Origin of the sequence: Olivibacter sp. 47, assembly GCF_030372825.1 — a bacterium.
Taxonomy (GTDB): Bacteria; Bacteroidota; Bacteroidia; order Sphingobacteriales; family Sphingobacteriaceae; genus Olivibacter; species Olivibacter oleidegradans.
On the sequence record NZ_JAUCNR010000001.1, the window covers coordinates 3,123,900 to 3,147,116 of the forward strand.

The window sequence follows — 23,217 nt, forward strand, 5'->3', positions numbered from 1 at the left end:
TTAATATACTTTAATCATATAGATATATTCCTGTACCTTTTTGATCTGTTCCGTGCGGCTCAAATTGGCGAGGGTGTTCTTTTTATTTAATGTTAGCTTTTTCTCCAGACTATCCTCGGGAATTGACGCCAACGCTTCCAAAACATAGTTCGATTTGATGGCAAAAGCGGCTCCATCAGTCTCCGTTTGTTTACTGTTAATAACGCCGATTATATTGCCCCGATTATCCAATACAGGTCCCCCGCTGTTACCTGGGTTAACGGGAATGGAAACCTGATAAGCAATGGTATCGCCACTATATCCCGTATTACTGCTTAAATAACCCCTTCCGTATACTGCTTCTTCTCTCGGAAAACCAATCGTATAAACGTCCTCTCCTATATCAGCTGCGTTTTGTTTAAAAGTATAGGGTAAATTCCCTACTTCTTTAAAGTCTTTGTCTATAATTTCCAGCACTGCAATATCGTATGTGGGATCCGTATATATGACCTTTGCTTTGTATGAGTTGCCTGTATAATTCTGCAAGTAAACAGAATCAGCATCTTTAATTACGTGATACGTTGTCATAACGTAGCCATTGGAAGAAAGAGCAAAACCGGTGGCTCCATAATGACTGGGAGTACCGGCGTCGTTCTTGCCTTTGTTAATATCCTTAATCAGTGCATTTTGGGCTTTAACATTTTGTCGAATGCTATTCATATCGCGTCGCAAAGCAATATATTGGGATGTGTTGTCTTTTGAATAAAAGCCGGTAAGCCATAAGGTAGTGAAAACAGCAAGAAGTGCAACCGACGCGGCCACAAGGGAATTGATCTTATATTTATCCCATAAGCGTATAATGAGTGGCTTTTTTGGAACCACTTCTTCTATATTAATTGTTTCATGAATGGCCTCGAGCTTATGTCGTAAATCGGTCCTAGCTCCGTAACTCTTCATGTTTCCAATAAATATTTCGTGCTCGTCAAATTTTCTACGAGCTTCAGGATCATTCACAAGATGGTCTTCGAATACCTTTTTTCCAGGGCATTCATTTCACCTCTTAAGTAGGCTTCCGACTGGTCTAGAAAATCTCGTTCACTTTTCATTGTTGTAAAATGTTAACCAAAATAAAGTTTCTTTAAACGTTGCAGACATTTATATTTTTGATTCTTTGCATTATCCGTATTCGTGTAACCAAACTTTTCACAGATATCTTGCATTGTTAAATTTCGTATATAAAAATCTTCTATTATTGTTTTGCAGGGCTCGCCCAGCTTTTTCAAGGCATCTTCCATCATGGAAAATTGCCGGTCTCGTTCTTTATGTGTGTCGATGTCGTCTTCTACAAGAATCTTTTCTTCAAAATCGTCGATGCGGGTATAAATCCCTTTTTTTGTTAGCTTTTTAAGCCAAAGATTTCTGCAGACAGAATACAAAACGTTTTGAGTTTGCTATTAAGTGCAAAGTCGCCGCCACAGAGTTTATCATATAAAATAATAATGCTTTCTTGGAATATGTCCTTTGCGTCGTCAATATCACCACCGTTATTGATAATCAATCGAGCAATCATCGGGAAATTAGCCTTATATAAACTATCCAAAATGTTGGTGTCCCCTTCTAAAACCCCTGCAAGTATTTCGTTATCGTCAGATGGTGTATGTTTTCTTTCTTTACTCACTAGTTAATACGTTAAAATGCAAATAGTAACCCACCCATTCGTGTTTTTTTTAGCACGTTTTGAAATTAAAAACGGTGCTTAAATAAGGTCTGTCTTTTTTATAACTGTTCCCCCGACGATTTTATTATCGCCTGTTTGTTTCAGTTGCAAAGAGGCAAAAGTACAGAAACTAGGGAAATAAAAGTAAACAGTAAATGAAGTTTGATCAGTCAGCAAATTCTATTTGTATTTTTCTAAAATATCTCCATCTTTGCAGCCGCAAAAAAGAACGAAAATTTTTTTAAAAATTTTAATTGGTTGACCTTTCAACATATGCGGTATAAAGAGGTAAATAAACAATTTTTATTTAATCAGAAAAGAAAATTAACAATGAAAAATTTATTCAAATTCGGTTTTTTAGGTTTAGCTTTAACTTTAACTGTTGCTGCTTGTAACTCAAACTCTGGCGAAGGATCTGCTACTGAAGAAACAACTGATACTACTACTGTTGTTACTCCTAGCGAGCCAGATACAACTGTTATCACTACAGATACTACTGTAACTGCTGATACTACAGTTAAAGAAGCTCAGTAATTAAAACTGAAATAGTAAAAAGCGTTTCCGTTCATGAGCGGAAACGCTTTTTTTTTGTAAAATGGTACGGGTCCCCTCCGTGGCATTGTTTCTAAAATTGATCTCATTCTCTGATGGGAGAAAATGGACAAATGCAATATTTTTTTAACTTTGCGCTTTTAACCCGACATATTTCATTGACATGAGTTTATCTCCACTTACAGCAGTTTCACCGATAGATGGTCGTTATCACAGTGCAACAAAAGATTTAGCTTCTTTTTTTTCGGAGGCCGCTTTAATAAAATATCGTGTATTTGTAGAAATTGAATATTTTATCGCACTTGCTGAAACCGGTATATCCCAATTAAGTGCTTTACCGAATAAAGCGGCTCTGCGGACCATATATGAGGACTTTTCTGAGAACGACGCACAACGTATTAAGGATCTGGAGAAGACAACTAATCACGATGTGAAAGCCGTTGAGTATTTCATCAAAGAAAAGTTTGAGGCAATCGGGTTGACAGATTCGAAAGAATTTATTCATTTTGGATTGACGTCACAGGACATTAACAACACAGCCATTCCCTATTCCTGGAAGGAAGCCTTAAACAAAGTATATTATCCGGGTATTCACGTACTTATCAGCGAACTTGACGCTATGGCCAAGCAATGGAAAGCCATACCTATGCTGGCAAAGACACATGGGCAGCCCGCTTCGCCGACTCGTTTAGGTAAAGAGCTAGCCGTATTTGTTGAACGATTAGAGGGACAGCTAAATCAACTTAAGGCGATTCCCTTCTCAGCTAAATTTGGGGGGGCTACCGGAAATTTCAATGCACATCATATCGCTTATCCAGACATTGACTGGGTTGCCTTTGGTAATCACCTGGTAAACGATATTTTAGGTCTCCATAGGTCGCAAAAAACAACCCAAATTGAACATTATGATAACTTTGCGGCACATTGTGACGCTTTAAAGCGGGTAAACAATATTTTAATTGATTTGTGTAGAGATATCTGGACTTACATTTCCATGGATTACTTTAAACAGCAGATTATTGCCGGACAGATCGGATCTTCCGCTATGCCACATAAAGTCAATCCTATAGATTTCGAAAATGCAGAAGGTAACTTAGGTCTAGCCAACGCCTTGTTTGAGCATTTAGCTGCTAAGCTGCCTATTTCCAGGTTGCAGCGCGATTTAACAGATTCGACTGTGTTGAGAAACATAGGTGTTCCTTTTGGCCATACACTCATTGCCTTCAAGTCCATTATGCGAGGACTCAAAAAACTCATATTGAACGAAGACGCGCTTCGGGCCGATCTGGAAAAAAATTGGGCTGTTGTAGCGGAGGCTATACAAACAATATTGAGAAGAGAAGGATACCCCAAGCCCTATGAAGCATTGAAGGATTTAACGCGGACAAACGAAGCAATTAATCAGGAATCAATAGCCGCTTTTATCAATAATCTGAATATCGCTGATCCGCTTAAAGAGGAGCTCAAGGCCATTACACCCTGGAACTATACCGGGGTTTAGGGAGAGGTATCGCATCGCTATATTAACTATGACGTGCAGTTGACTTCTTGTCCGTTATATTTTTGTTAGCTTTGTGTAATTAATATAAATAAAAATGGCCACGATCAACGTATATACAGAGAGTACCCCCAATCCGGCAACTATGAAGTTTCTGGTAAATAAGTTGTTGTATAATGGGAGTTTAGATTTTCCTGATAAGGAGAAAGCCCAAAGTTCTCCCTTCGCACGGGAGCTCTTTAAATTTAATTTTGTTAATGGTGTTTTCTTTGCCAGTAATTTTGTCACTATTACAAAATCCGGAGATAGTGAATGGGAAGACATCCTGCCCATATTGAAAGATTTCGTAAAGGGCGCGGTAGAATCTGAATTGCTAATACATGAGGTAGAGCGTGATGAGAATGTGGCTTTCGAAGGCAGTGAAACTGAAAAGAAAATTCAGCAAGTATTACACGATTATGTCCGTCCTGCTGTTGAACAAGATGGTGGTGCTATTGCTTATAAATCTTTTGATGAAGGCGTGGTAACAGTTGAATTACGCGGTTCATGTAGCGGGTGCCCATCTTCAACAATTACGCTAAAAGCAGGTATAGAAGGGTTGTTAAAGCGAATGGTTCCTGAGGTTCAAGAGGTTGTGGCGGAAGCTATGTAATATAATAATAAATAGAAATTCAAGAGAAGAGCCCGGTAGAAACCGGGCTCTTCTTATTTAAAGTGCATTTTTACTGCGGATAGTACGAGGTTAGTAATATCAAAATTGCCTGCAATAACAGATCTTTTATCCAGCATCTCTTGACTTCCCTCAAAATCATAAGCGATACCACCCGCTTCTTTAACCAACAATACGCCGGCAGCCATATCGTAGTCATTCAGATTATATTCAAAGAAGCAATCGAATCTTCCTGCGGCAGCGTAAGCCAAGTCCAGGGCGGCTGAACCGATTCTCCTAATGCCACGGCATTGCTGCATTAAATGTTTAAGTAGATTGATGTATTGATTTTGATACTCAAATTTATAAAAAGGAAAACCGGTAGCGAGCAATGAGTCGGATAAAGTCGTCGATGCAGAGACTTTTATCCGGCGATCGTTCAAAAATGCGCCTCCTTGTTCAAAGGCATAATAACATTCTTTGCTGGTCACTTCATAAACAACCCCTATAATAGGTTGACGATTACGAGCAAGCGCAATGCTAACACAATAGGCGGGAATATCATGAATGAAATTGGTAGTTCCGTCAAGTGGGTCTATGATCCAATTATAGACGTCGCCCTTCTTCACGATCGTTTTTTCTTCAGAGATAAAGCCTGCTTCCGGTAATAAGTCTTTGAGCCGTTCTACAATAATAAATTCAGCGCCTTTATCTACATATGAAACCAAGTCGTGAAGGCCCTTTTGCTCTATTTTACTTTTATCAAAGCTTAACCGTTCCTGCCTGATAAAGTTAGCCGCTTCGATCGCTATGGATCGTACTTGTTGCGTGAGTTGAGATAAATTAAGCATATTTTTGCGTAATGGAATAAGCAGTTTTTTGTGCTCTTGACCGGGTGTAAAAAACGCCGATAAGTCCGACCAGGACCATGGCGAGGGAAATCAATTCAGCTTGCGTAAATGATATTCCTAAAAGGTGATATTTTGCATTTACCCTGATTAGTTCTATCGAAAAACGTTCGACACCATTTAACATAAGATAAATAGAAAAGAGCATTCCGGCAGTATGTATTTTTTGCCTTAAAAACCAAAGTAAGGCAAAAAGGATAAGACACATCAAAAATTCGTAAAAAGATGTGGGAAACACGGCAACCGGTAGCTCATGGCAAAATTTACCTTCACAGCCTACAATAGGCACACCTTCGTTAATCACGTTATGAGGAAATTTAAATGCCCAAGCCCAATCGGGAATCCATTGAAGGTTCGATGGTTTAGTAGCTAAATTCTCAATGCCCCAATCGCCATCCCCTGATAACTGACAACCTAAACGACCAACGGCGTAACCTAACATCATGCCGGGAGCACCCACATCAAGCATATGTAATGGATGTATGCCCTGTTTTTTGGTGTAATAAATAACTGCTGCACCACCGAACAGGATACCACCATAAAAAGTAAGTCCGCTAAAAGATAAGAGACTTTCTACCGGATTATGTATAAAATCGTCCCAATACTCTAAGTTATGGAAAAGCTTCGCCCCCAGTAGGCCCCAAATGGCTGCCCAAACTAAAATTTTGCTCATCAGTTCATAGGGATGTATCTGTTGTATTTCTATTTTATCTTCTGCAAGCTCTTGCTTCTTCTTATCTTTATAGAGCCAATAGCCAAATAGAATACCCAGCAGCACACCACCTGTTAAGGAACCTTTAGTGGATAGTAAGAAAGCTTGAGGGTTATCAACTAAATCGGCATAGTTGAAAATAGCATGTATTAGCTTATAACCAATGATGAACCCGACCAATGCGTTCATCAGTATCTCAACCGTATGTGCGGGTTCTCCTACCCTTACCTCCTGCTTAACAGGCATAATTAATCCCCGTTGTTCTTTACGTATAAGCTCAACCTTAAAAATGTAGTATGCAGACAGAAAGGCAAAGCCAACAAATAAGCCAAATGTCTGAATTGGCAATGGAATATATATCCCGAAAAGATATGCGATCAGATGAGATAAGGTAGGAAACATAAAGCTAAAGATAATTTTTTTATGCAAAAAACGAAAAAGATTTGCGAGCGCCTACCCTTCTTATAAACTATATGTCGATTGCTTTGTTGTTTACTATATCAAAACGAAGACGGATGAAGGTACTAGGTATTATACTTATAATTGTGGGAGCTGTGATGTTGATCTGGACAGGTTTCAGTTATACAAAAAAGGAAAAAGTAGTAGATGCAGGTCCCGTAGAAATCAATGCTGATAAGGAAAAGCAAGTTAACTGGCCACCTTACTTAGGTGCCATTCTAATTGGTGGGGGAATTATTGCGTTAGTTAGTCAAGCGAACAAGGGTACAAAATAAGAAAGGAGCACTCTAGTTAGCCCCTCTCTTGTTAAATGATTTATTAAACCCTGGTTATCTGTCTTTCATCGCAACGAAATTACGTTTTGGATGTCCTGTATATACTTGACGTGGGCGCCCAATTGGTTCTTTGTTTGTACGCATTTCTTTCCATTGCGCTATCCAACCGGGCAAGCGGCCAAGGGCAAATAACACCGTAAACATATCCGTAGGGAAGCCAAGTGCCCGGTAAATAATACCGGAATAAAAATCTACATTCGGATATAACTTACGATCCACAAAATAGGGGTCACTTAGCGCGGTTTCTTCCAGTTTTTTCGCAATATTTAATACGGGATCCTGTACTCCTAAACTGTCCAGAATATCATCACATGCCTTTTTTATTATTTTAGCGCGCGGGTCAAAGTTCTTATATACACGATGGCCAAATCCCATTAGGCGGAACGGATCGTTTTTATCTTTTGCTTTAGCCAGCCATTTTTCCGAATCACCGCCATCTTCTTTTATTCGCTCCAGCATTTCTATTACGGCCTGATTAGCCCCGCCATGAAGCGGCCCCCAAAGCGCGGAAATACCGGCAGAGATGGAAGTGAAAAGGTTGGCATTTGAAGATCCAACGATTCTAACGGTTGATGTTGAACAATTTTGTTCATGATCAGCGTGTAGAATGAGTAGTTTATTCATTGCTGAGGTAACAATTGGATCAATTTCGACTTCTTCCGTCAATTGACCAAAAGTCATGTTCAGGTAATTGCTTACATAGTCTAACTTATTTTTTGGGTATATGACCGGGTGTCCCAAGGACTTTTTATAAATCCATGAAACAATGGTTGGAAACTTAGCAAGTAGTTTAATGATGGTAAGATTGTCTTCCTCCTCGGAGGCATCCGGGTTTAGCGATTCCGGATAAAATGCTGAAAGAGCTCCTACCAAGGCCGACAGCTGTCCCATCGGATGGGATTTGGTAGGAAAACCTTCGAAAAATTTCTTCATATCTTCATGGATAAGCGTGTGTCGGCTTACTTTATTCTGAAAATCAGTAAACTCAGCTTGGGTTGGCAATTCTCCATATATCAACAGGTATGCCACTTCCAGAAAGGTTGATTTTTCAGCTAATTCCTCTATGGGATAGCCTCTATAACGAAGTATACCTTCTTCGCCATCTAAATATGTGATAGCACTTGTTGTTGCACCGGTGTTTTTAAAACCCGGATCAAGCGTTATAAATCCTGTCTCTGCTCTAATTTTCGAAATATCTATTGCTTTCTCGTTTTCTGTACCTGTAATGATTGGTAACTCTACCTGCTTATCTCCAATATTTAAAGAAACTTTTTCTGACATAATGATTCTATGGTTTGTAACAAAACTAAAAAAAAATGGCTTAAAACATAGGGAAACCTATAAATATTTCAATTTATTTACGATAAATTAATTTGCGATGACACGATTTTATTCCCGATTCTACTTAATTTCCTGTGTGACAGTTCCACAGGTTAACATTTCTTCACCAAAGTAAGGGTTTTTTATCTCCGGACTGGTAGAAAGCCAATCTCCGCCCGCTTTATTGTTGTACATCGGGCAATGAATTACATAAATTTTGCCCGCACTTAAAGAAGGACGTTGATACATGTCGATCAGATCTTTGCTTATTGCCGAAAATGCCGAACGCTGTAAGGCTAAATCTGTTGAATTGGCAAGCTCCTGTGCCAAGATGGCTGTATTTTCACAACCGTGAATTCCTTTAAGGCTTTCTGAAAGTCTGTTGGACGCTTCGCCTGCCAATTTAGGGTCTGAGGCAACCAGTGCATCCTTTACCTTTATATAAGCGGCAAAGACTTGCGACAAGGTGTCGTTTTCTATCACGATACCTTGTTCACTCACGCGTGTTGTATCGGCATCCTGCCTCTTATTGTTAGAGCCGCTATGACAACTAATAAACAATATGGCCAATGCCGTATAAAACAACGAACTTATTCCTTTTCTTCGTTTCATATGATCAATTTAAAGTCGAAACTTTCTTATGCTGTTAACATAATAGGCAAGTTTCGGTTTCACTAAAAACAATTTGTACCAATGAAGAAGTCAAATATAAACATTTTGTACCCGACTCGTAGATCCGTTATTTCAATAATGTTTTGTTTTTTACGAAATTTTCGTAGATTTACCAAATAAACATAGAGTTATGCAGAAACTAAGTGCACAAGAAGAGGAAGCCATGCTGTTGATTTGGAAAAACGGAGGCGGCTTTGTAAAAGAATTATTGGATAGTATGCCCGATCCTAAAATTCCCTATACAACATTGGCATCTACACTGAAGAACCTTGAACGAAAAAGCTTTGTTAGATCGGTAAAATATGCCAATGCCTATCGATATGAACCGACTGTTACGGAAGAGGAATACAAGCGTGGGTTTATGAACGGATTTGTAAGCGAGTATTTTCGAAATTCTTATAAAGAACTTGTATCCTTTTTCGCGAAAGAAGAGAAAATCAGTGCGCGGGAATTGAAAGAGATTATTAAAATGATTGATGAACAAGATAAGGATTAGCTATGCCTGAATGGATCGATTATTTATTAAAGGTTAATTTATCAATTGCCTTATTTTACGGAGGTTACTACCTGTTCTTACGGAAGCTAACTTTTTACCTTCTGAATAGATGTTATTTTATCATGGGACTCCTGTTTTCTGCCTTGTATCCGCTCGTTGATCTTTCTATGTTTTTTGCTAAAGAAAATTCTGCAGGAAGGAGTGAAATGCAAATAATGACTTGGGACGATCTCCTGTCTATCATACCGCCCAAAGTAGATTTATGGAATATTATTACCTTGTTATTTTCGTCTGTAGTTGCTTTGCTAACCTTGAGGTTCCTTCTCCGATTGTTTAGTTTATCGAAGATTCATCAAAAATCAACGGTCGCCATTTTTGAAAGCTGTCGGTATCGTCAAGTATGGATAGACATCCCTCCCTTTTCTTTTTGGAAATCCATTTATCTAAATAAATCGCTTCACACAGAACGTGATTTAAGAGAAATCCTGAAGCATGAAATAGAGCATGTAAAACAGTTGCATACCATTGATGTGCTACTTGTAGAGATCGCTAGCCTATGCTGCTGGTTTAATCCAATTATTTGGTTGACCCGTTCGGCCATAAAAGAAAATTTAGAATTTTTAACAGACCATAAAGTTCTCCAAAGCGGCGTAGACAAGAAAAAATACCAATATAGTCTTGTTAATCTTAACAGTCGAACTATTTCTCCGGAGCTTAGCAATCATTTCAATTTTAACGCCTTAAAACGAAGAATTGCGATGATGAACAAAAAGAAATCTTCACAACTGCATCTCAGCAAGTATGTGTTTATTGTACCTGCAATTACTATTTCAGCGATGGTGTTTACGATCAGCAAAGCTTATCAAGAAGATGGTAAGTTGATTAATGCCGGTTTATCACATGTCACACCGAACGCGGGCAATAAACATGAAAAAGAAGAAACGTTAGGTACGGCAATTCAAGAAAAAGATCGCCCCAAGGAGCTTCCCAAAGTAGCATTCCAAAATGGAAGGAAAAAAGCAAAAATGCTGACTATCAGATCAAAAAACCAAGTGCAACCTTTGTTGGTGCTTGATGGTGTCGTCTTGAAAGAAGGCGAAGATATTAATGCAATCAATCCAAATGACATAGCAAGTATTAACGTCCTAAAAGATCGCGCGGCGACAGCTATGTATGGTAGCATGGGCAAAAATGGAGTTATATTGATCACAACGAAATACAAGTAAGCTATATTGGATGCGATTACACGAAGAAAATATGTTAAAGGCCGTCTGTTGACCTTGGTGATTTCCTGAATTAAGGTTACTAGCAAAATATAAATATGAAATTATGAAGCACCTCAAATTATGGTATGTAGGAGTCGTATGTTTTTTCTTCATAGTGAAAGTGAACGCACAGGAAACAGAACCAGTGTTGGCACGGGCACGTTATCAGTTTATTCATGTGAACGATACTGCTAATAGGGATCATCCGAAAGAAGAAGAGATGGTACTTTATGCCGGCATTAACCGGTCTTTCTTTACGTCAAACGCAGAAGAGGAAATCAACAGACAAATGGAAGAGCAGGTTGCCAACCCCTCTTTTGACGGTAATATCAACTTGGTGAGCAAAGGGAGTTCTACCAATGAATCGTTCTATTTTGTGTCCAATACCCGGGCACTGAAAAGAATATATCGGCTGATGCAAAACCAGTATATTTTAGATGAACCTTATCCCCAATTAGATTGGAAAATTAATGACGATACCCTAACAATTGGAGGATATAATTGTCAGAAAGCTACCGTATCATTTAAAGGTCGAACCTATACCGCTTGGTTTTCGCCGGAATTACCTTTTTCTTTTGGTCCTTGGAAGTTGCATGGTTTACCTGGATTAATTCTTGATGTGGCTGATAGCAAAAAGGAAGTGGTATTCCATTTTGTTGGGTTTGAGAAATTGGACCATGTAAATTTACAGATAGGAACAACAACCGATTATATTGAAATAAATCAAGAGGCGTTAGATCGTTTATTAAAAGTATTTAAAGAAAACAGGCAGACGTTTATGGATGTGCAGGGACAAGGAGGGCGCTCCAATGCAGCGAATGTAATCAGCGGATTACCTAAAAAGAGGATGCATTTAGTTCAATAGATCCCGGTAAAATTAAATCCATCAATGTGAACAAAAATGCAGGAGGAGTTTCTAACACTGACAATAATCCGATCGAATTAACAAAATAAATGAGTGACTCGGGCTGTCCAGTTCTTTTTCATGGTTTCGAAGATATATCCATGGGAAGTAAGCTTAACTACCTTTCTTTTATTGATTTTTCCTTTTTTGTTATTTGCCCAGAAACAAGCGGTTCAGGGCCGGTTGCAAACAAAAGATGGGAAGGATGTCGCTTACGCCAATGTTGTTATTAAAAATAGGGATAACCGTGTTGTCAGTTTTAAAATAAGTGATGCTCAAGGGAATTTCATGATTGCCTTGCCTGATACCGCAAATAACAATCATTTGGTCTTAGAAATACGCCATCTTGGTTATAAGCAGGTTCGTTTATCGTTAAATGGGCAAGATTTTTATAAGATTATATTAGAAGAGCAAACAATCGATCTTTCTCAGGTAGAAGTAAAAAGCAAACCCTCGATTCGGCGTCGAGGCGATACCCTGAGCTATCAGGTGAGCAATTTTGCGAAAGGCGAGGATCGTTCTATCGGAGAAGTCTTAAAGCGCCTACCTGGTATAGAAGTCGCGGACAACGGCGAAATCAAGTACAACGGAAAAAGTATTTCCAGTCTGTACATCGACGGAGATGACCTTCTTGCCGACCGTTACGTTATCGGATCAAAAACGATCCCCCATGGTATGGTGAAGAATGTTGAAGTTATGCAGAATCATCAACCCATTAAAATACTCCAGAATAAAGTATCGAGTGATCAGGTAGCACTGAATTTGGTAATTAAAGAGGACGTTAAGCTCAAAATGACGGGACAGGCCAAGCTTGGTCTTGGTTTACCGCACCAATACGATAGTGAAATAAACGGCATCTTATTTAATAAGAAATATAAGATGCTTAATGTGATGAAAGGAAATAATATCGGAGAGGATCTATCATTGGATTTTACGGCTTTTAATCGATCTGTTATATTATCCACGATAGGAAATGAGCGTCCGGATGCCCTATTATCCACAGGTACAGTCGGAACTCCGAATTTACCAAAGCCGCGTTACTATTTAAATGAGTCAGTGGCCGTTAATGCCAATAACCTGCTGAATCTTAGAAATGGATTACAGCTTAAGTCAACTATTAATATATTGGTGGATCGGAATCAACTGAATTATAATGGTTTGAGCGATACTTATTTAGGTGAAGATACTATTCATTACAGTGAGCGACAAGCTTTGTTTCGACATCCTTTTCTGGCCGACTTTACTTTAAGTGCAGAAGCCAATAAAAAAAGCCATTATTTTAAGAATGAACTACGTTTTTCTTATTCGGGCGATCGCGCCGACGCGAATATGTTCAATAATGGTGCTGCCTTAAACCTACGTTTAACAAGCAAAGTCCGAGATCTTTCGAATCGTTTGGAATATATTCCTGAATTGCATAATAGAAACGTAATTCAGCTTACTTGGTACGTCAATTACTCCAATCTACCTCAACAGTTGTTCTTACAACCGGGTGTAAATGCGCCGATATTAAACGATAGTGTTGCTTATCAGTCGACCACTCAATCTGTACAAACACCAACCTGGTTTAACCGTCTATCATTAAGTTATGGTTTAGTAAAAAATAAAGTCAAGCAGCATTATAGGCTAGGTGTTTTGAATGAGTTACAGCATTTGGAATCGGTATTGCGGCTGAATCAGGATGACGGTCGAACACTCGCTTTTGCCGGGAGTAAAGACAATGACTTGCAATGGAGCCGACATAGGCTCTATGCGGAAGCTAACTACGAATATAAAGCACGAAGATGGGAAACTTCGCTCGCTCTTCCACTTGCCGGTCAACGGATTGGATACAAAGACCCCTACTTTATGCTTGTGCGTAATCAATATCAATTATTGTTTAACCCTGCTTTGCGATTAAAGTGGATGGTCAACCAGGAAGATTACCTTTCTACCAATTACACTTATTCGAATCACATGGGTAACATAGGCGGTATCTACCGTGGAGCGATTCTAACCAATTACCGAACTATACAGGTCAATAATGCCGGTCTGCAGGAGCGGAGTAGCCACAACGTGGGATTGCAATATAATTTCCAAAGGAGTATTGCGATGCTCTTTATGAATGCAGGCTTAAATTGGAACAAATCAATAGCCAATACGATTGCGTCTAATGTGGTAAATCAAAATATATCCCAAACCGTACTACTGCCGCTTGAAAACAATGTAAGTACACTGAATACGCATATAGAAATTAGTAAGTTTATCTTTGCTTTAGGGTCTGCGGCGAAAATTCGGGCTTCTTGGAGCACTACACGCTATAATCAAATAATAAACAATGAGCTATTTCCCTATAATAACCGAACTTTTTCCTTAAGTCCGAATTTTGAAGCTCGTTTATGGAGCTGGGTCTCTTTTAATTATCGGGCGACAAGAACGTGGTTGAGCAGCAAAGTAATAACGAATGGAATCACGTCTGTTTTGCCCGAACAATATATGCAATACGATGATCAGCACGTGCAATTCGTGTTCTATATTGGTAAAAATCTGTTTGTTAATATAGCAGGCCGTTATCAATCCATCAAGCAAAATAATAGGCTAACCTATTTTTTCATGGATGCCAATTTTCGTTTAAAGCTTGTTAAACTGAAGTCGGATCTTGAATTAAATCTGACAAATCTGGCTAATGTGAGGGGTTATGAAAGCTATCATATAAATGCCAATAATATCTGGTACAGTCTTTACGACTTAAGGGGGAGAATGGCAGTTTTCAAATATTCGTTTAATTTCTAGTAGTGTCCGACATCAGTCGATATTATAACCTGATTTCCAAGAAATAAGGACGGAATTGCTATGGGAGCCCATAACTACTTTTGGTTTCTACCGACCTATTTCTTTACTTTGTTATTCGGCTGTTGGAAACAGTAAACGCGTTTACTGTTAATAAATTAATAAAATCCATGTCATCGTAAATCTAAAGATATGAGCAAATTAAAAAGCGAGTCGGGAACGATTACAAGCGTTATAAATGGCAAGATCGCTACCATAAGCTTTTACCATCCTAATCATAACGCACTCCCCTCTTCCCTTCTTAACCAGTTGGCCCAATCGATTGATAAGTTCGGAAAAAACGAGTCCATTCATGTCATCGTGTTAAAAAGCGAAGGAGAAAAGACATTTTGTGCCGGCGCCAATTTCGATGAGCTATTGACCATTAAAAGCGAAGAAGAAGGAAAGCTTTTCTTTTCCGGTTTTGCCAAGGTAATTAATGCTATCCGTTTAGCTCGACAACCGGTTATTGGTCGGATTCAAGGAAAAGCGATAGGAGGAGCAGTTGGTTTAGCCGCTGCATGCGATTATTGTTTTGCTACGAAAGATGCTTCTGTAAAACTGAGTGAGCTATCGATCGGGATAGGCCCCTTTGTTATAGCGCCTGCAGTACAGCGGAAGGTCGGACTAAGTGCATTTACCGAATTAGCTTTTAATCCATTAAGCTTTAAGAGCGCGTACTGGGCCGCTGAACGAGGATTGTACCAATCCGTATTAGACGATATAGAAGCATTAGATAGCACAGTGGAAAATTTTTGCAAGCAATTAGCTGATTATTCATTCATAGCGCTTTGCGAAATAAAAAAATACCTTTGGAATGAAACCAAACATTGGGATTCATTGTTGCTATCTCAAGCCGAAATAAGCGGCAAACTAATTGTAGACACACAAACAAAAGAAGCCATAAATAAAATTAAGTTTGACAATAAAGCCCGCTAAATGCGTTGTGGTAGGGCTTATTACCAATTGTAAAATCAATATCATATTTCGGTACTTATTTTTAGTGTAATATCGAGGTAACAAATAATTAGTACTTTTGCTCCCGAATAAACGTTCGATTGAATTGGAAAATACGTCAGAGAAGAAGCAGGTTATATTAGATAACATGCTTGAATTGATTGAAGAGCACGGCTTGCTCGGGGTTCCGATGAGTATGTTGTCAAAAAAAGCGGGAGTTGCGGCAGGTACGATTTATCATTACTTTGACTCGAAGGATGCGATTATTCTGGAATTATTTGATTATGTAAGAGATAGCATCTCGCATGAAATTTTTAGGATAAAAGATCGCTCAATGGATAATTACAGTGAACGATTTAAAAGTATATGGATCAATTTGTTTCAATATTTTGTGAAATATCCAAAGGTGCTGTCGTTTATGGAGCAATTTTATTCCAGTCCTTTTCAACGCATTGTGCAGTCGACGGAAAGTCAGTTCTATGAGGATAATTTCTCTAGTTTTTTTACGAGCGGAATGGAAGCCGGCTTCTTAAAAAAATATGGAATTCATATTGTGAGTTCGGTATTTATGGGAGGATTAATAATCGCCGCTAAGAAGCAGAATAACGGTTACCACAATTTTACAGAGAGTGAATTAAAGGCCATGGCTTCCATCATGTGGGACGGTCTTAAAATATAGTTAATTACCTATAGATAGTTTATAAATAACATATGAAGTATACCTATTTAAGTTTATTGGTTTTGTTGCTTACGGGTTTTAGCGCCAAGGCACAAGATACCGCGCAAGTTAATAATAGCATTTCGCAAAATGCCACTTTGCAGGAGTGTATTGATTTTGCTTTGAAGAATCAGGCAAGCGTTCAGCAGGCCTTGATCGACGAAGAAATTGGCAAGAGAGATATAGCATCTGCATTATCCGGCTGGTTTCCACAAATAAGCGCTAACGCTTCTTATAATTATAATGTTAAAATTCCGACAAACGTAATCGGAGATCAGGTAATTCAATTTGGCCAGAAACATACTTCCGCGGTAGTACTTCAGGCAGATCAGAAGATTCTGGATCCATCGTTGTTACAGGCATCCAAAGCTGCTCGGTATGTGAAGTTACAGAATGCACAAAATACCGAAAACAGTCGGATTAACATTACAGTGGCTGTTAGTAAGGCTTTTTATGATGTATTGACCAGTGAAGAACAGATAAAAATTATTGATGAGAATATAGCGAGAACGAAAAAGCAGTTAGCGGATGCGAATGCTCGTTATGAGACCGGGCTTGTTGATAAAACGGACTATAAGAGAGCACAAATTACTTTGAGCAATACCGAAGCAGAAAGAAAGCGTACGGTGGAAATGCTTAAGTATAAATATGCCTATTTAAAAGAGCTGATTGGCGTTGACGTTAACCAACCTTTGGATTTATCGTACGATGGAAAGACGATGGAAAACGAAATGTTGGTTGACACCACCCAACTTCTGCAATTTGAAAGACGCATTGAATTTCAACAATTGCTAACTCAGCAGCGTTTGCAACAAATCAATACCCAATATAATAAATGGACTTTTTTGCCTAATTTATCAGCTTTTTACAATTATGCTTGGGACTGGCGCACCAACAACGGGTTATCTAGCCTTTATGATGTTGATTATCCGCGTTCGGTACTTGGTGTAACACTTTCTTTTCCTATTTTTCAAGGGACAAAACGTATACAGGAAATCAGGAAATCAAAGTTACAGGAAAAGCGTATCGATTGGGATATTACTAATTTGAGAAATCAAATCAATACACAGCATCAGCAAGCATTGGCTACTTATAAGGCAAATTTAAATGACTGGAAGACAGCCAAGGAAAACGTGGAACTTTCAAAGGAAGTTTATAATACCATCAAACTGCAATATGATGAGGGAATTAAAACTTACTTAGATTTAATGACCGCTGAAACAGACCTACGTACAACACAAATAAATTATTTAAATGCCTTATACGCCGTTCTATCGGGTAAATTAGATGTACAACAGGCCCTTGGTAATATCTCTTATAAATAGCAATAAATCGAAATAACATGAATAGAAATTTAATACATTTTTTAGCCGTTTTATCTGGAAGTTTGGTATTATCTTCCTGTGGCAATAAGAATCAGCAAGGCCAACAACGACCTGGTGCCGGTGGACCTGTTCCAGTGGCTATAGCCTCCGTTCCTGAGGAAATTGTGAAAGGAATCAATAATTTCCCGGGAACTGTAGTAGCACTTAACCAAACCGAATTGCGAGCGGAAGTGAATGGTTATATTACAGCGATATTGGTACCGGATGGTGCAACTGTAACGAAGGGACAAAAATTATATGAGATTGATCGTACACGTTATCAAGCGGCCCAGGAACAAGCAAAAGCAAACTTAGCGATTGCAGAAGCTAATTTAAATAAGGTAAATAGAGACGTGGAGCGTTATAAGCGATTGGCTGAACAAGATGCGATTGCCAAGCAGACATTGGATTATGCAATGACCGATTTAAATAATGCACAAGCACAGGTTATGTCTGCTAGAGCAGCATTAACTTCAGCAAGCACAGATTTAGAGCGTTCCGTTATTCGGGCCCCTTTCAATGGAACGATTGGTATTTCTCAGGTACGTACTGGAGCCTTGGTATCCGCAGGTACAACACTTATTAACACCATTTCGTCCACCAACCCAATTGCTGTAGATTTCGCTGTTAATGAAAGGGATATCAAACAGTTTGTGGACTTACAGAGCAATAGCGCTGCATCCCTGAAAGATTCGGTTATTACGCTCCAGTTATCAGGAAATAACACTTATGAAAAACCGGGAAGAGTGACCGCTATTGATCGGGCTGTTGATCCGTCGACAGGAACTATTACAGTAAGGGCAACTTTTGACAATCCAAGTAATGTTTTGAGAGCAGGAATGAATGCTAATGTGTTGGTAGCAGCAAATTCAACTACAAAGATGCCAATTATTCCGTATCAGGCTGTGATTGAGCAACTCGGCGAGTTTAAAGTTTATGTAGTAACGGATAGCAGTACCGTTATACAACAACCTGTGAAATTGGGACAAAAAATCGCTGACAAGGTAGTGATCAATGAGGGGCTGCAGGCGGGTCAGCAAATCGTTGTGGAAGGAACACAAAATCTTCAACCTGGAGCGAAAGTAGTAGATCAAAGCAAAATGGAAGCACAAGCTCCGCAAGGTCAGGGACAAGGTTCAAGTAAGAAATAGTTTATAATAAGCGAAACATGATATCTGAAGTATTTATAAAAAGGCCGGTAACCGCAATTGTCATCTCTGTATTAATAGTTCTTATAGGAGCAATTGCGATTACTACGCTTCCTATTAGCCAGTATCCGGATGTGGCGCCTCCTACCGTTACCGTTACAGGTACTTATACAGGGGCTGATGCGGCCACGGTAGAGCAAACTGTAACGACACCAATTGAGAGTCAAATTAACGGTACGCCGGGCATGACCTATTTGCAATCAAATAGTACGTCAGACGGTCGTTCATCTATCACTGTAACATTTGACGTAGGTACCGATATAGATATAGCGACACTGGATGTCCAAAACCGGGTTGGTATTGCCGAGCCGGCTCTCCCCGAAGCTGTTAGGCGTCTGGGAATTATTACCCGGAAAGCTAATAACGATATATTGATGGTTGCAGGTTTGGTGTCTCCAAAAGGAACACATGATGAAAAATTCCTGTCAAACTACATTCAAATCTATGTAAAAGACGCACTTTTACGTGTAGCTGGTGTTGGTGATGTGCAAGCGTTTGGTCAACCGTTCAGTATGCGCGTTTGGTTGGACGCCGATAAATTGTCGCGATTAAGCTTAACACCCGCAGACGTCAGCGCCGCTATCCAAGAGCAGAATCTACGGATACCGGGTGGTAGTGTCGGAGCGAAACCGCAATCGTCTTCTCAAGCTTTCGAATTTAACGTGATTCTTGACGGCGATTTGATTACACCGGAGCAGTTCGAAAATATCATCGTTAAAACCAATGCGGATGGGTCTTTAGTTTATCTACGAGACGTGGCCCGTATTGAATTGGGCGAGTTTGCTTATAGTACATCCTCGAAGGTGAATGGGCAGGTTGCATCCATGATGATGATTAATCAAATGCCTGGTGGTAATGCAGTAGAAACTGCAGAGGGTATTCAACAGGCATTGGAAACTCTTAAGAAATCATTCCCCGATGACGTGGATTATGTGATTTCTTATGAAACGATCTCAATGGTAAAAGCATCCATTAGCTCCGTGATTCATACACTGGTAGAAGCATTGGTGCTCGTAACCATCGTGGTATTTGTTTTCCTTCAAAGCTGGCGAGCTACTCTGATTCCGGTGTTAGCAATTCCGGTATCTATTGTTGGTACATTTATTTTCTTCATTCTTTTAGGTTTTTCGGTGAACACGTTAACAATGTTGGCGTTTGTATTGGCGATCGGTATTGTGGTGGATGACGCGATTGTGGTGGTGGAGGCTGTGCAACATTATATCGACAATGAACACCTTTCGGCTAAAGAGGCTACCCAGAAAGCGATGAAGGATATTACTGCACCTGTTATTGCGATCGCTTTGATATTGGCAGCGGTGTTTGTGCCGGTGGGCTTTATACCGGGCATGGTGGGTAAATTGTATCAACAGTTTGCGATCACTATTGCCGTTTCGGTTTTATTGTCTGCTTTTATCGCCCTTTCCCTTACACCTGCCTTATGCTCATTAATGTTAAAGCCAATGAAATTGGATAAGGATTCGAAAGGATTGGATCGCATATTCTATTTGTTCAACTCTTGGTTCCATCGTGTTACACAAAAGTACTCAAGGGGCGTGCAATGGTGCATCAAGAAGACGCCGTTAGTGATGATTTTACTTATTTGTATCTTTGTGGGGACCTACGGCTTATTTACAGCCAAGCCGAGCGGTTTTATACCGCAAGAGGATGCCGGTGTTTTCTTTATGGGGATTTCCCTACCCGAAGGCGCTTCTGCAGCTCGAACAAACGAATACTTGGACGAAATTACCAAGTATATACAAAAGGAGGTTCCTGAGGTACAAAATATCACTGCGATCTCCGGTATCAATATCCTTAACCGGGCTTTTAAATCGAGTGCGGCGACTTGTTTTGTACAGTTGAAGCCATGGGAGGAACGCCATCGTTCTGTTACCGAAATAACAGGACAGTTGATGGGAAAATATATGGCCAATACCAAAGGTAGCTTAATAGCCGTTGCTCCCCCTCCTATCCCAGGTTTGGGTACTACGGGCGGTTTTACTATGGAGATTGAAGAACAGCAAGCAGGCGATATCAAAGCCTTTGAGGGTGTTGTCGGTAAATTCTTGATGGCGGCTAACCAACGCCCCGAAATAGCCATGGCCTATTCGCTATTTAATACCAAAACACCCAACTATCGTGTAGAAGTAAATAGAGAGCAAGCAAAGAAGATGGGGGTTCCGATTAATTCAGTTTACGGAACTATATCGGCTTATTTCGGTAGTAGCTATATTAACGACTTTGTATTGTATGGACGTACGTTCCGTGTTGTAACCCAAGCCGATACGAACTTCAGAAAACATATCGAAGATATCAATAATCTGTATGTGAAAAACACGAAAGGGACGTCGGTTCCGCTCGGGACCTTGGTAGATTATAAAGTTGTTGAGAATCCGTCAATTATCAATCACTTTAACATCTTTCGTGCTATAGAGGTCAGTGGTAATGCAGCACCTGGCTACAGTAGTGGTGACGCTTTGAATGCATTAAAAGAAGTTGCTGCTCAAACGCTCCCTACGGGTTACACCTACAGCTTTGCAGGTTTAAGTTTGCAGGAACTTGAGTCGGGAAATAAGACAGTCATGATATTTGCGCTTTGTATTATTTTCGTTTTCCTGTTACTGGCGGCACTTTATGAAAGCTGGTCGGTTCCGTTTTCTATCTTGATGTCGGTGCCTGTTGGAGTGTTCGGAGCGATTCTTGCGCTTACCTTCCTCCCCAAGCTGGATAATAATATCTATGCTCAAATTGGTTTGGTCACCTTGATTGGTTTAGCGGCGAAGAACGCTATCTTAATTGTGGAATTTGCCAAAGAAAGGGTCGATATGGGAATGGAACTAATTGCCGCAACCATTGATGCTGTCAAGTTAAGGTTACGCCCGATTGTGATGACGTCTATGGCTTTTATATTAGGTATTATACCATTGATGTTATCGAGCGGCGCAGGTGCCGTATCACGCCAAACTATCGGTTGGACCGTATTTGGCGGAATGTTGGCAGCCACGCTATTAGCCATCTTCTTTGTGCCGGTATTGTTTGTTTTGATTACGCGTTTGGCTTACGGAAAAAAGAAGTTGGCCGAATTACAAGCTAACTATAACCCAGACGATCACAAAGACATGCTTCACTCCGAAGATTAAAAATCGGTCTCCTAAAGAAAAGGGCCTCATTTTACATGAGGCCCTTTTCTTTTTTAATAGTTGCATCTACTTTACGCGCGTCCATGTTTCTGTTCGACCTAATAGGCTTAAACCAACAAAACCGCGAATATCGAGCTTGTCACCTTTTAAGGTCATTTTACAACTATATGTTTTGCCCGATTTTGGATCATATATCGTCCCCCCATCGTATAAACCGTTCTCTTTAGCGGTAAAGCCTTCCAATATTTGGCTTCCTTGTATGGTTCTCGATCTTTTTGTCTCGTCCGGATTCTTTTTATCTTTTTTAGGCTGGCCGTTTTCATCATTGGGTTGCTTTAGCCAATATAGGGTTCCGTAGTATTTTTCTCCCTTTTTTGTTATCTCGATCCTTCCTTCACCGCTTGGGTTTTGCCACTTTCCTAATATTCCATTGTGATTTTGGGCAAAGACACTACTTACCAGTAGCATGAATACCGCAAATAATGTTAGATTTTTCATGATTTAGCATTTTAGTCTAGGATAAATATAGTAATATTCTACATAAATTATGCATGCATAGTAATCATCTCTTTACGGATTAACTGTATAGTCTCCTATTTGTTTTCCATCCTTAAAAAAATAATACTTTGTGAAAGAGTTTCTTACGAAATTTAGTGAATTTGATGATAAGAAAAATTTTTTGAACCAAATACAAGTACTATATTTGCAGCCACGCCCAGGTGGCGAAATTGGTAAACGTTGCGGTCTCAGAAGCCGTTGAGCTCGGCTCTTGAGGGTTCGAGTCCCTCCCTGGGCACAAATGATCGTAGTTTGATTATGCGGAAGTGGCGAAATTGGTAGACGCACCATCTTGAGGGGGTGGCGCCCTAAGGGCGTGGCAGTTCGAATCTGCTCTTCCGCACAGCTCTTATAGTACGCTTGCTTTCGCAAGGGCTTTACATTAAGAAGGCGCGCCGAGTTAACTTGAGCGTGCCTTTTTAACGTAAAGACTTAGGCACCGCGTGCTATGCTACATGGGGCTGGTTGAGAAGTTAGCTTTTTTTGTTATACTCCTTAAAAACACGTTCGTATACTTCCAAAAACCAAAAAGTGAAAGCGTCCGGGCTTGACTTAATCATTTGTTCAAGATTTTGATAAGCGATCCATTGGTAATCCATAACTTCTTCCCTATTTGGTATAATTTCTCCACTAAACTCACCTACATAAACATGATCGAATTCGTGTTCAACTAAGCCATTGTGAAAAGACGTTTTATATAAAAGGAAAAGAGGGGTCTCAGTGTCGTTTGAAATCCCATCTCCTCTTGTAATCTGTTTTGAGCGGCGATAAGTGTATCTTCATTTGGTAAAGGATGGCTACAGCAAGTATTTGTCCATAAGCCCCCGCTATGATATTTATTCAAAGCCCTTCTTTGTAAAAGCAGTTCGCCTGCGGTATTAAAAACAAAAATGCTAAAGGCTCGATGTAATAAACCCTTTTGATGCGCTTCCAGCTTTTCCATTTTACCGACTGCTTCATCCTGCTCATTAACTAATATAACTTCTTTCATTGGCCCTGTA

General features: G+C 39.7%; 22 protein-coding genes and 2 tRNA genes. 15 read left to right on the forward strand and 9 right to left on the reverse strand.

Annotation, left to right across the window (positions count from 1 at the left end):
* The 3 genes from QT327_RS13565 to QT327_RS28250 form a co-directional block, all read right to left on the reverse strand.
* Nucleotides 1-993 carry a S1C family serine protease gene (locus QT327_RS13565; RefSeq protein ID WP_289553071.1) on the reverse strand — a complete coding sequence of 331 codons (993 nt, stop codon included), beginning with the start codon at nt 991-993 and terminating at the stop codon, nt 1-3.
* A gap of 104 nt (nt 994-1,097) precedes the next feature.
* On the reverse strand, nt 1,098-1,415 hold the full coding sequence (locus tag QT327_RS28245) for a sigma-70 family RNA polymerase sigma factor (protein ID WP_354004774.1): 318 nt from the start codon (nt 1,413-1,415) through the stop codon (nt 1,098-1,100).
* Entirely contained in the window at nt 1,376-1,657 is a 282-nt protein-coding gene (locus tag QT327_RS28250) for an RNA polymerase sigma factor (RefSeq protein ID WP_354004775.1), read from the reverse strand. The genes QT327_RS28245 and QT327_RS28250 overlap by 40 nt, the downstream gene beginning before the upstream one ends.
* A gap of 312 nt (nt 1,658-1,969) precedes the next feature.
* Here QT327_RS28250 and QT327_RS13575 point away from each other — a divergent pair, with 312 nt between their 5' ends.
* From QT327_RS13575 to QT327_RS13585, 3 genes are all read left to right on the forward strand, one after another.
* Nucleotides 1,970-2,230 carry a hypothetical protein gene (locus QT327_RS13575; protein WP_242627185.1) on the forward strand — a complete coding sequence of 87 codons (261 nt, stop codon included), beginning with the start codon at nt 1,970-1,972 and terminating at the stop codon, nt 2,228-2,230.
* A 181-nt stretch (nt 2,231-2,411) separates the two neighbouring features.
* Entirely contained in the window at nt 2,412-3,749 is a 1,338-nt protein-coding gene (purB, locus tag QT327_RS13580; protein ID WP_130856026.1) for an adenylosuccinate lyase, read from the forward strand.
* A gap of 94 nt (nt 3,750-3,843) precedes the next feature.
* On the forward strand, nt 3,844-4,398 hold the full coding sequence (locus QT327_RS13585; protein ID WP_289553072.1) for a NifU family protein: 555 nt from the start codon (nt 3,844-3,846) through the stop codon (nt 4,396-4,398).
* Between the two features lie 53 nt (nt 4,399-4,451).
* On the opposite strand, the gene QT327_RS13590 is transcribed toward QT327_RS13585, so the two are convergent.
* Nucleotides 4,452-5,246, reverse strand: coding sequence for an inositol monophosphatase family protein (locus QT327_RS13590; RefSeq protein WP_289553074.1), 795 nt, complete (start codon nt 5,244-5,246; stop codon nt 4,452-4,454).
* On the reverse strand, nt 5,239-6,417 hold the full coding sequence (locus QT327_RS13595; RefSeq protein WP_289553075.1) for a prolipoprotein diacylglyceryl transferase: 1,179 nt from the start codon (nt 6,415-6,417) through the stop codon (nt 5,239-5,241). Before QT327_RS13595 ends, QT327_RS13590 begins: the two co-directional genes overlap by 8 nt.
* Before the next feature lie 113 nt (nt 6,418-6,530).
* On the opposite strand from QT327_RS13595, the gene QT327_RS13600 reads away from it, so the two are divergent.
* Nucleotides 6,531-6,749 carry a hypothetical protein gene (locus tag QT327_RS13600; RefSeq protein WP_130856024.1) on the forward strand — a complete coding sequence of 73 codons (219 nt, stop codon included), beginning with the start codon at nt 6,531-6,533 and terminating at the stop codon, nt 6,747-6,749.
* Between the two features lie 54 nt (nt 6,750-6,803).
* Here QT327_RS13600 and QT327_RS13605 read toward each other — a convergent pair whose 3' ends face one another.
* Nucleotides 6,804-8,090 carry a citrate synthase gene (locus tag QT327_RS13605; RefSeq protein ID WP_130856023.1) on the reverse strand — a complete coding sequence of 429 codons (1,287 nt, stop codon included), beginning with the start codon at nt 8,088-8,090 and terminating at the stop codon, nt 6,804-6,806.
* Nucleotides 8,091-8,210: 120 nt separating this feature from the next.
* Entirely contained in the window at nt 8,211-8,741 is a 531-nt protein-coding gene (locus QT327_RS13610) for a DUF3347 domain-containing protein (protein WP_289553076.1), read from the reverse strand.
* Nucleotides 8,742-8,931: 190 nt separating this feature from the next.
* On the opposite strand from QT327_RS13610, the gene QT327_RS13615 reads away from it, so the two are divergent.
* The 9 genes from QT327_RS13615 to QT327_RS13655 all read left to right on the forward strand — a co-directional run bounded on the left by QT327_RS13615 (nt 8,932) and on the right by QT327_RS13655 (nt 21,658).
* Nucleotides 8,932-9,297, forward strand: coding sequence for a BlaI/MecI/CopY family transcriptional regulator (locus tag QT327_RS13615; protein WP_013666883.1), 366 nt, complete (start codon nt 8,932-8,934; stop codon nt 9,295-9,297).
* Nucleotides 9,298-9,299: 2 nt separating this feature from the next.
* Nucleotides 9,300-10,523: a M56 family metallopeptidase gene (locus QT327_RS13620; RefSeq protein ID WP_289553078.1), complete on the forward strand. Its 1,224-nt coding sequence runs from the start codon at nt 9,300-9,302 to the stop codon at nt 10,521-10,523.
* A gap of 103 nt (nt 10,524-10,626) precedes the next feature.
* Nucleotides 10,627-11,427, forward strand: coding sequence for a GLPGLI family protein (locus QT327_RS13625; RefSeq protein WP_289553080.1), 801 nt, complete (start codon nt 10,627-10,629; stop codon nt 11,425-11,427).
* Nucleotides 11,428-11,547: 120 nt separating this feature from the next.
* A complete protein-coding gene (locus tag QT327_RS13630) occupies nt 11,548-14,238 on the forward strand; it encodes a TonB-dependent receptor (RefSeq protein WP_289553081.1) in 2,691 nt (896 codons plus the stop codon).
* A gap of 189 nt (nt 14,239-14,427) precedes the next feature.
* Nucleotides 14,428-15,213 (forward strand): enoyl-CoA hydratase/isomerase family protein, encoded by a 786-nt coding sequence (locus QT327_RS13635; RefSeq protein ID WP_130856018.1) that lies wholly within the window; start codon nt 14,428-14,430, stop codon nt 15,211-15,213.
* Between the two features lie 124 nt (nt 15,214-15,337).
* Nucleotides 15,338-15,910: a TetR/AcrR family transcriptional regulator gene (locus QT327_RS13640; protein ID WP_049795052.1), complete on the forward strand. Its 573-nt coding sequence runs from the start codon at nt 15,338-15,340 to the stop codon at nt 15,908-15,910.
* A 32-nt stretch (nt 15,911-15,942) separates the two neighbouring features.
* Nucleotides 15,943-17,274 carry a TolC family protein gene (locus tag QT327_RS13645; protein WP_013666889.1) on the forward strand — a complete coding sequence of 444 codons (1,332 nt, stop codon included), beginning with the start codon at nt 15,943-15,945 and terminating at the stop codon, nt 17,272-17,274.
* Nucleotides 17,275-17,291: 17 nt separating this feature from the next.
* Nucleotides 17,292-18,464, forward strand: a complete 1,173-nt coding sequence (locus tag QT327_RS13650) for an efflux RND transporter periplasmic adaptor subunit (RefSeq protein WP_130856016.1) — start codon at nt 17,292-17,294, stop codon at nt 18,462-18,464.
* 17 nt (nt 18,465-18,481) lie between these two features.
* Nucleotides 18,482-21,658 carry an efflux RND transporter permease subunit gene (locus QT327_RS13655; protein ID WP_013666891.1) on the forward strand — a complete coding sequence of 1,059 codons (3,177 nt, stop codon included), beginning with the start codon at nt 18,482-18,484 and terminating at the stop codon, nt 21,656-21,658.
* 66 nt (nt 21,659-21,724) lie between these two features.
* Here QT327_RS13655 and QT327_RS13660 read toward each other — a convergent pair whose 3' ends face one another.
* Nucleotides 21,725-22,156, reverse strand: a complete 432-nt coding sequence (locus QT327_RS13660) for a DUF2147 domain-containing protein (protein WP_130856015.1) — start codon at nt 22,154-22,156, stop codon at nt 21,725-21,727.
* Between the two features lie 215 nt (nt 22,157-22,371).
* Here QT327_RS13660 and QT327_RS13665 point away from each other — a divergent pair.
* Nucleotides 22,372-22,454 (forward strand) — tRNA-Leu (locus tag QT327_RS13665).
* Between the two features lie 22 nt (nt 22,455-22,476).
* Nucleotides 22,477-22,559: transfer RNA gene (locus QT327_RS13670), tRNA-Leu, on the forward strand.
* A gap of 327 nt (nt 22,560-22,886) precedes the next feature.
* On the opposite strand, the gene QT327_RS13680 is transcribed toward QT327_RS13670, so the two are convergent.
* Nucleotides 22,887-23,207 carry an isopentenyl-diphosphate Delta-isomerase gene (locus QT327_RS13680; RefSeq protein WP_289553082.1) on the reverse strand — a complete coding sequence of 107 codons (321 nt, stop codon included), beginning with the start codon at nt 23,205-23,207 and terminating at the stop codon, nt 22,887-22,889.
* Nucleotides 23,208-23,217 lie beyond the last annotated feature (10 nt).

Bases quoted from the DNA above. Each gene is read 5' to 3' on its own strand.
- QT327_RS13590 (WP_289553074.1), bottom strand. From the start codon at position 5,246: ATGCTTAATTTATCTCAACTCACGCAACAAGTACGATCCATAGCGATC.
- QT327_RS13575 (WP_242627185.1), top strand. From the start codon at position 1,970: ATGCGGTATAAAGAGGTAAATAAACAATTTTTATTTAATCAGAAAAGA.
- QT327_RS13635 (WP_130856018.1), top strand. From the start codon at position 14,428: ATGAGCAAATTAAAAAGCGAGTCGGGAACGATTACAAGCGTTATAAAT.
- QT327_RS13655 (WP_013666891.1), top strand. From the start codon at position 18,482: ATGATATCTGAAGTATTTATAAAAAGGCCGGTAACCGCAATTGTCATC.
- QT327_RS13650 (WP_130856016.1), top strand. From the start codon at position 17,292: ATGAATAGAAATTTAATACATTTTTTAGCCGTTTTATCTGGAAGTTTG.
- QT327_RS13645 (WP_013666889.1), top strand. From the start codon at position 15,943: ATGAAGTATACCTATTTAAGTTTATTGGTTTTGTTGCTTACGGGTTTT.
- QT327_RS13600 (WP_130856024.1), top strand. From the start codon at position 6,531: ATGAAGGTACTAGGTATTATACTTATAATTGTGGGAGCTGTGATGTTG.
- QT327_RS13630 (WP_289553081.1), top strand. From the start codon at position 11,548: ATGGTTTCGAAGATATATCCATGGGAAGTAAGCTTAACTACCTTTCTT.
- QT327_RS13610 (WP_289553076.1), bottom strand. From the start codon at position 8,741: ATGAAACGAAGAAAAGGAATAAGTTCGTTGTTTTATACGGCATTGGCC.
- QT327_RS13625 (WP_289553080.1), top strand. From the start codon at position 10,627: ATGAAGCACCTCAAATTATGGTATGTAGGAGTCGTATGTTTTTTCTTC.
- QT327_RS13615 (WP_013666883.1), top strand. From the start codon at position 8,932: ATGCAGAAACTAAGTGCACAAGAAGAGGAAGCCATGCTGTTGATTTGG.
- purB (WP_130856026.1), top strand. From the start codon at position 2,412: ATGAGTTTATCTCCACTTACAGCAGTTTCACCGATAGATGGTCGTTAT.
- QT327_RS13605 (WP_130856023.1), bottom strand. From the start codon at position 8,090: ATGTCAGAAAAAGTTTCTTTAAATATTGGAGATAAGCAGGTAGAGTTA.
- QT327_RS13585 (WP_289553072.1), top strand. From the start codon at position 3,844: ATGGCCACGATCAACGTATATACAGAGAGTACCCCCAATCCGGCAACT.
- QT327_RS13660 (WP_130856015.1), bottom strand. From the start codon at position 22,156: ATGAAAAATCTAACATTATTTGCGGTATTCATGCTACTGGTAAGTAGT.
- QT327_RS13680 (WP_289553082.1), bottom strand. From the start codon at position 23,207: ATGAAAGAAGTTATATTAGTTAATGAGCAGGATGAAGCAGTCGGTAAA.
- QT327_RS13620 (WP_289553078.1), top strand. From the start codon at position 9,300: ATGCCTGAATGGATCGATTATTTATTAAAGGTTAATTTATCAATTGCC.
- QT327_RS13595 (WP_289553075.1), bottom strand. From the start codon at position 6,417: ATGTTTCCTACCTTATCTCATCTGATCGCATATCTTTTCGGGATATAT.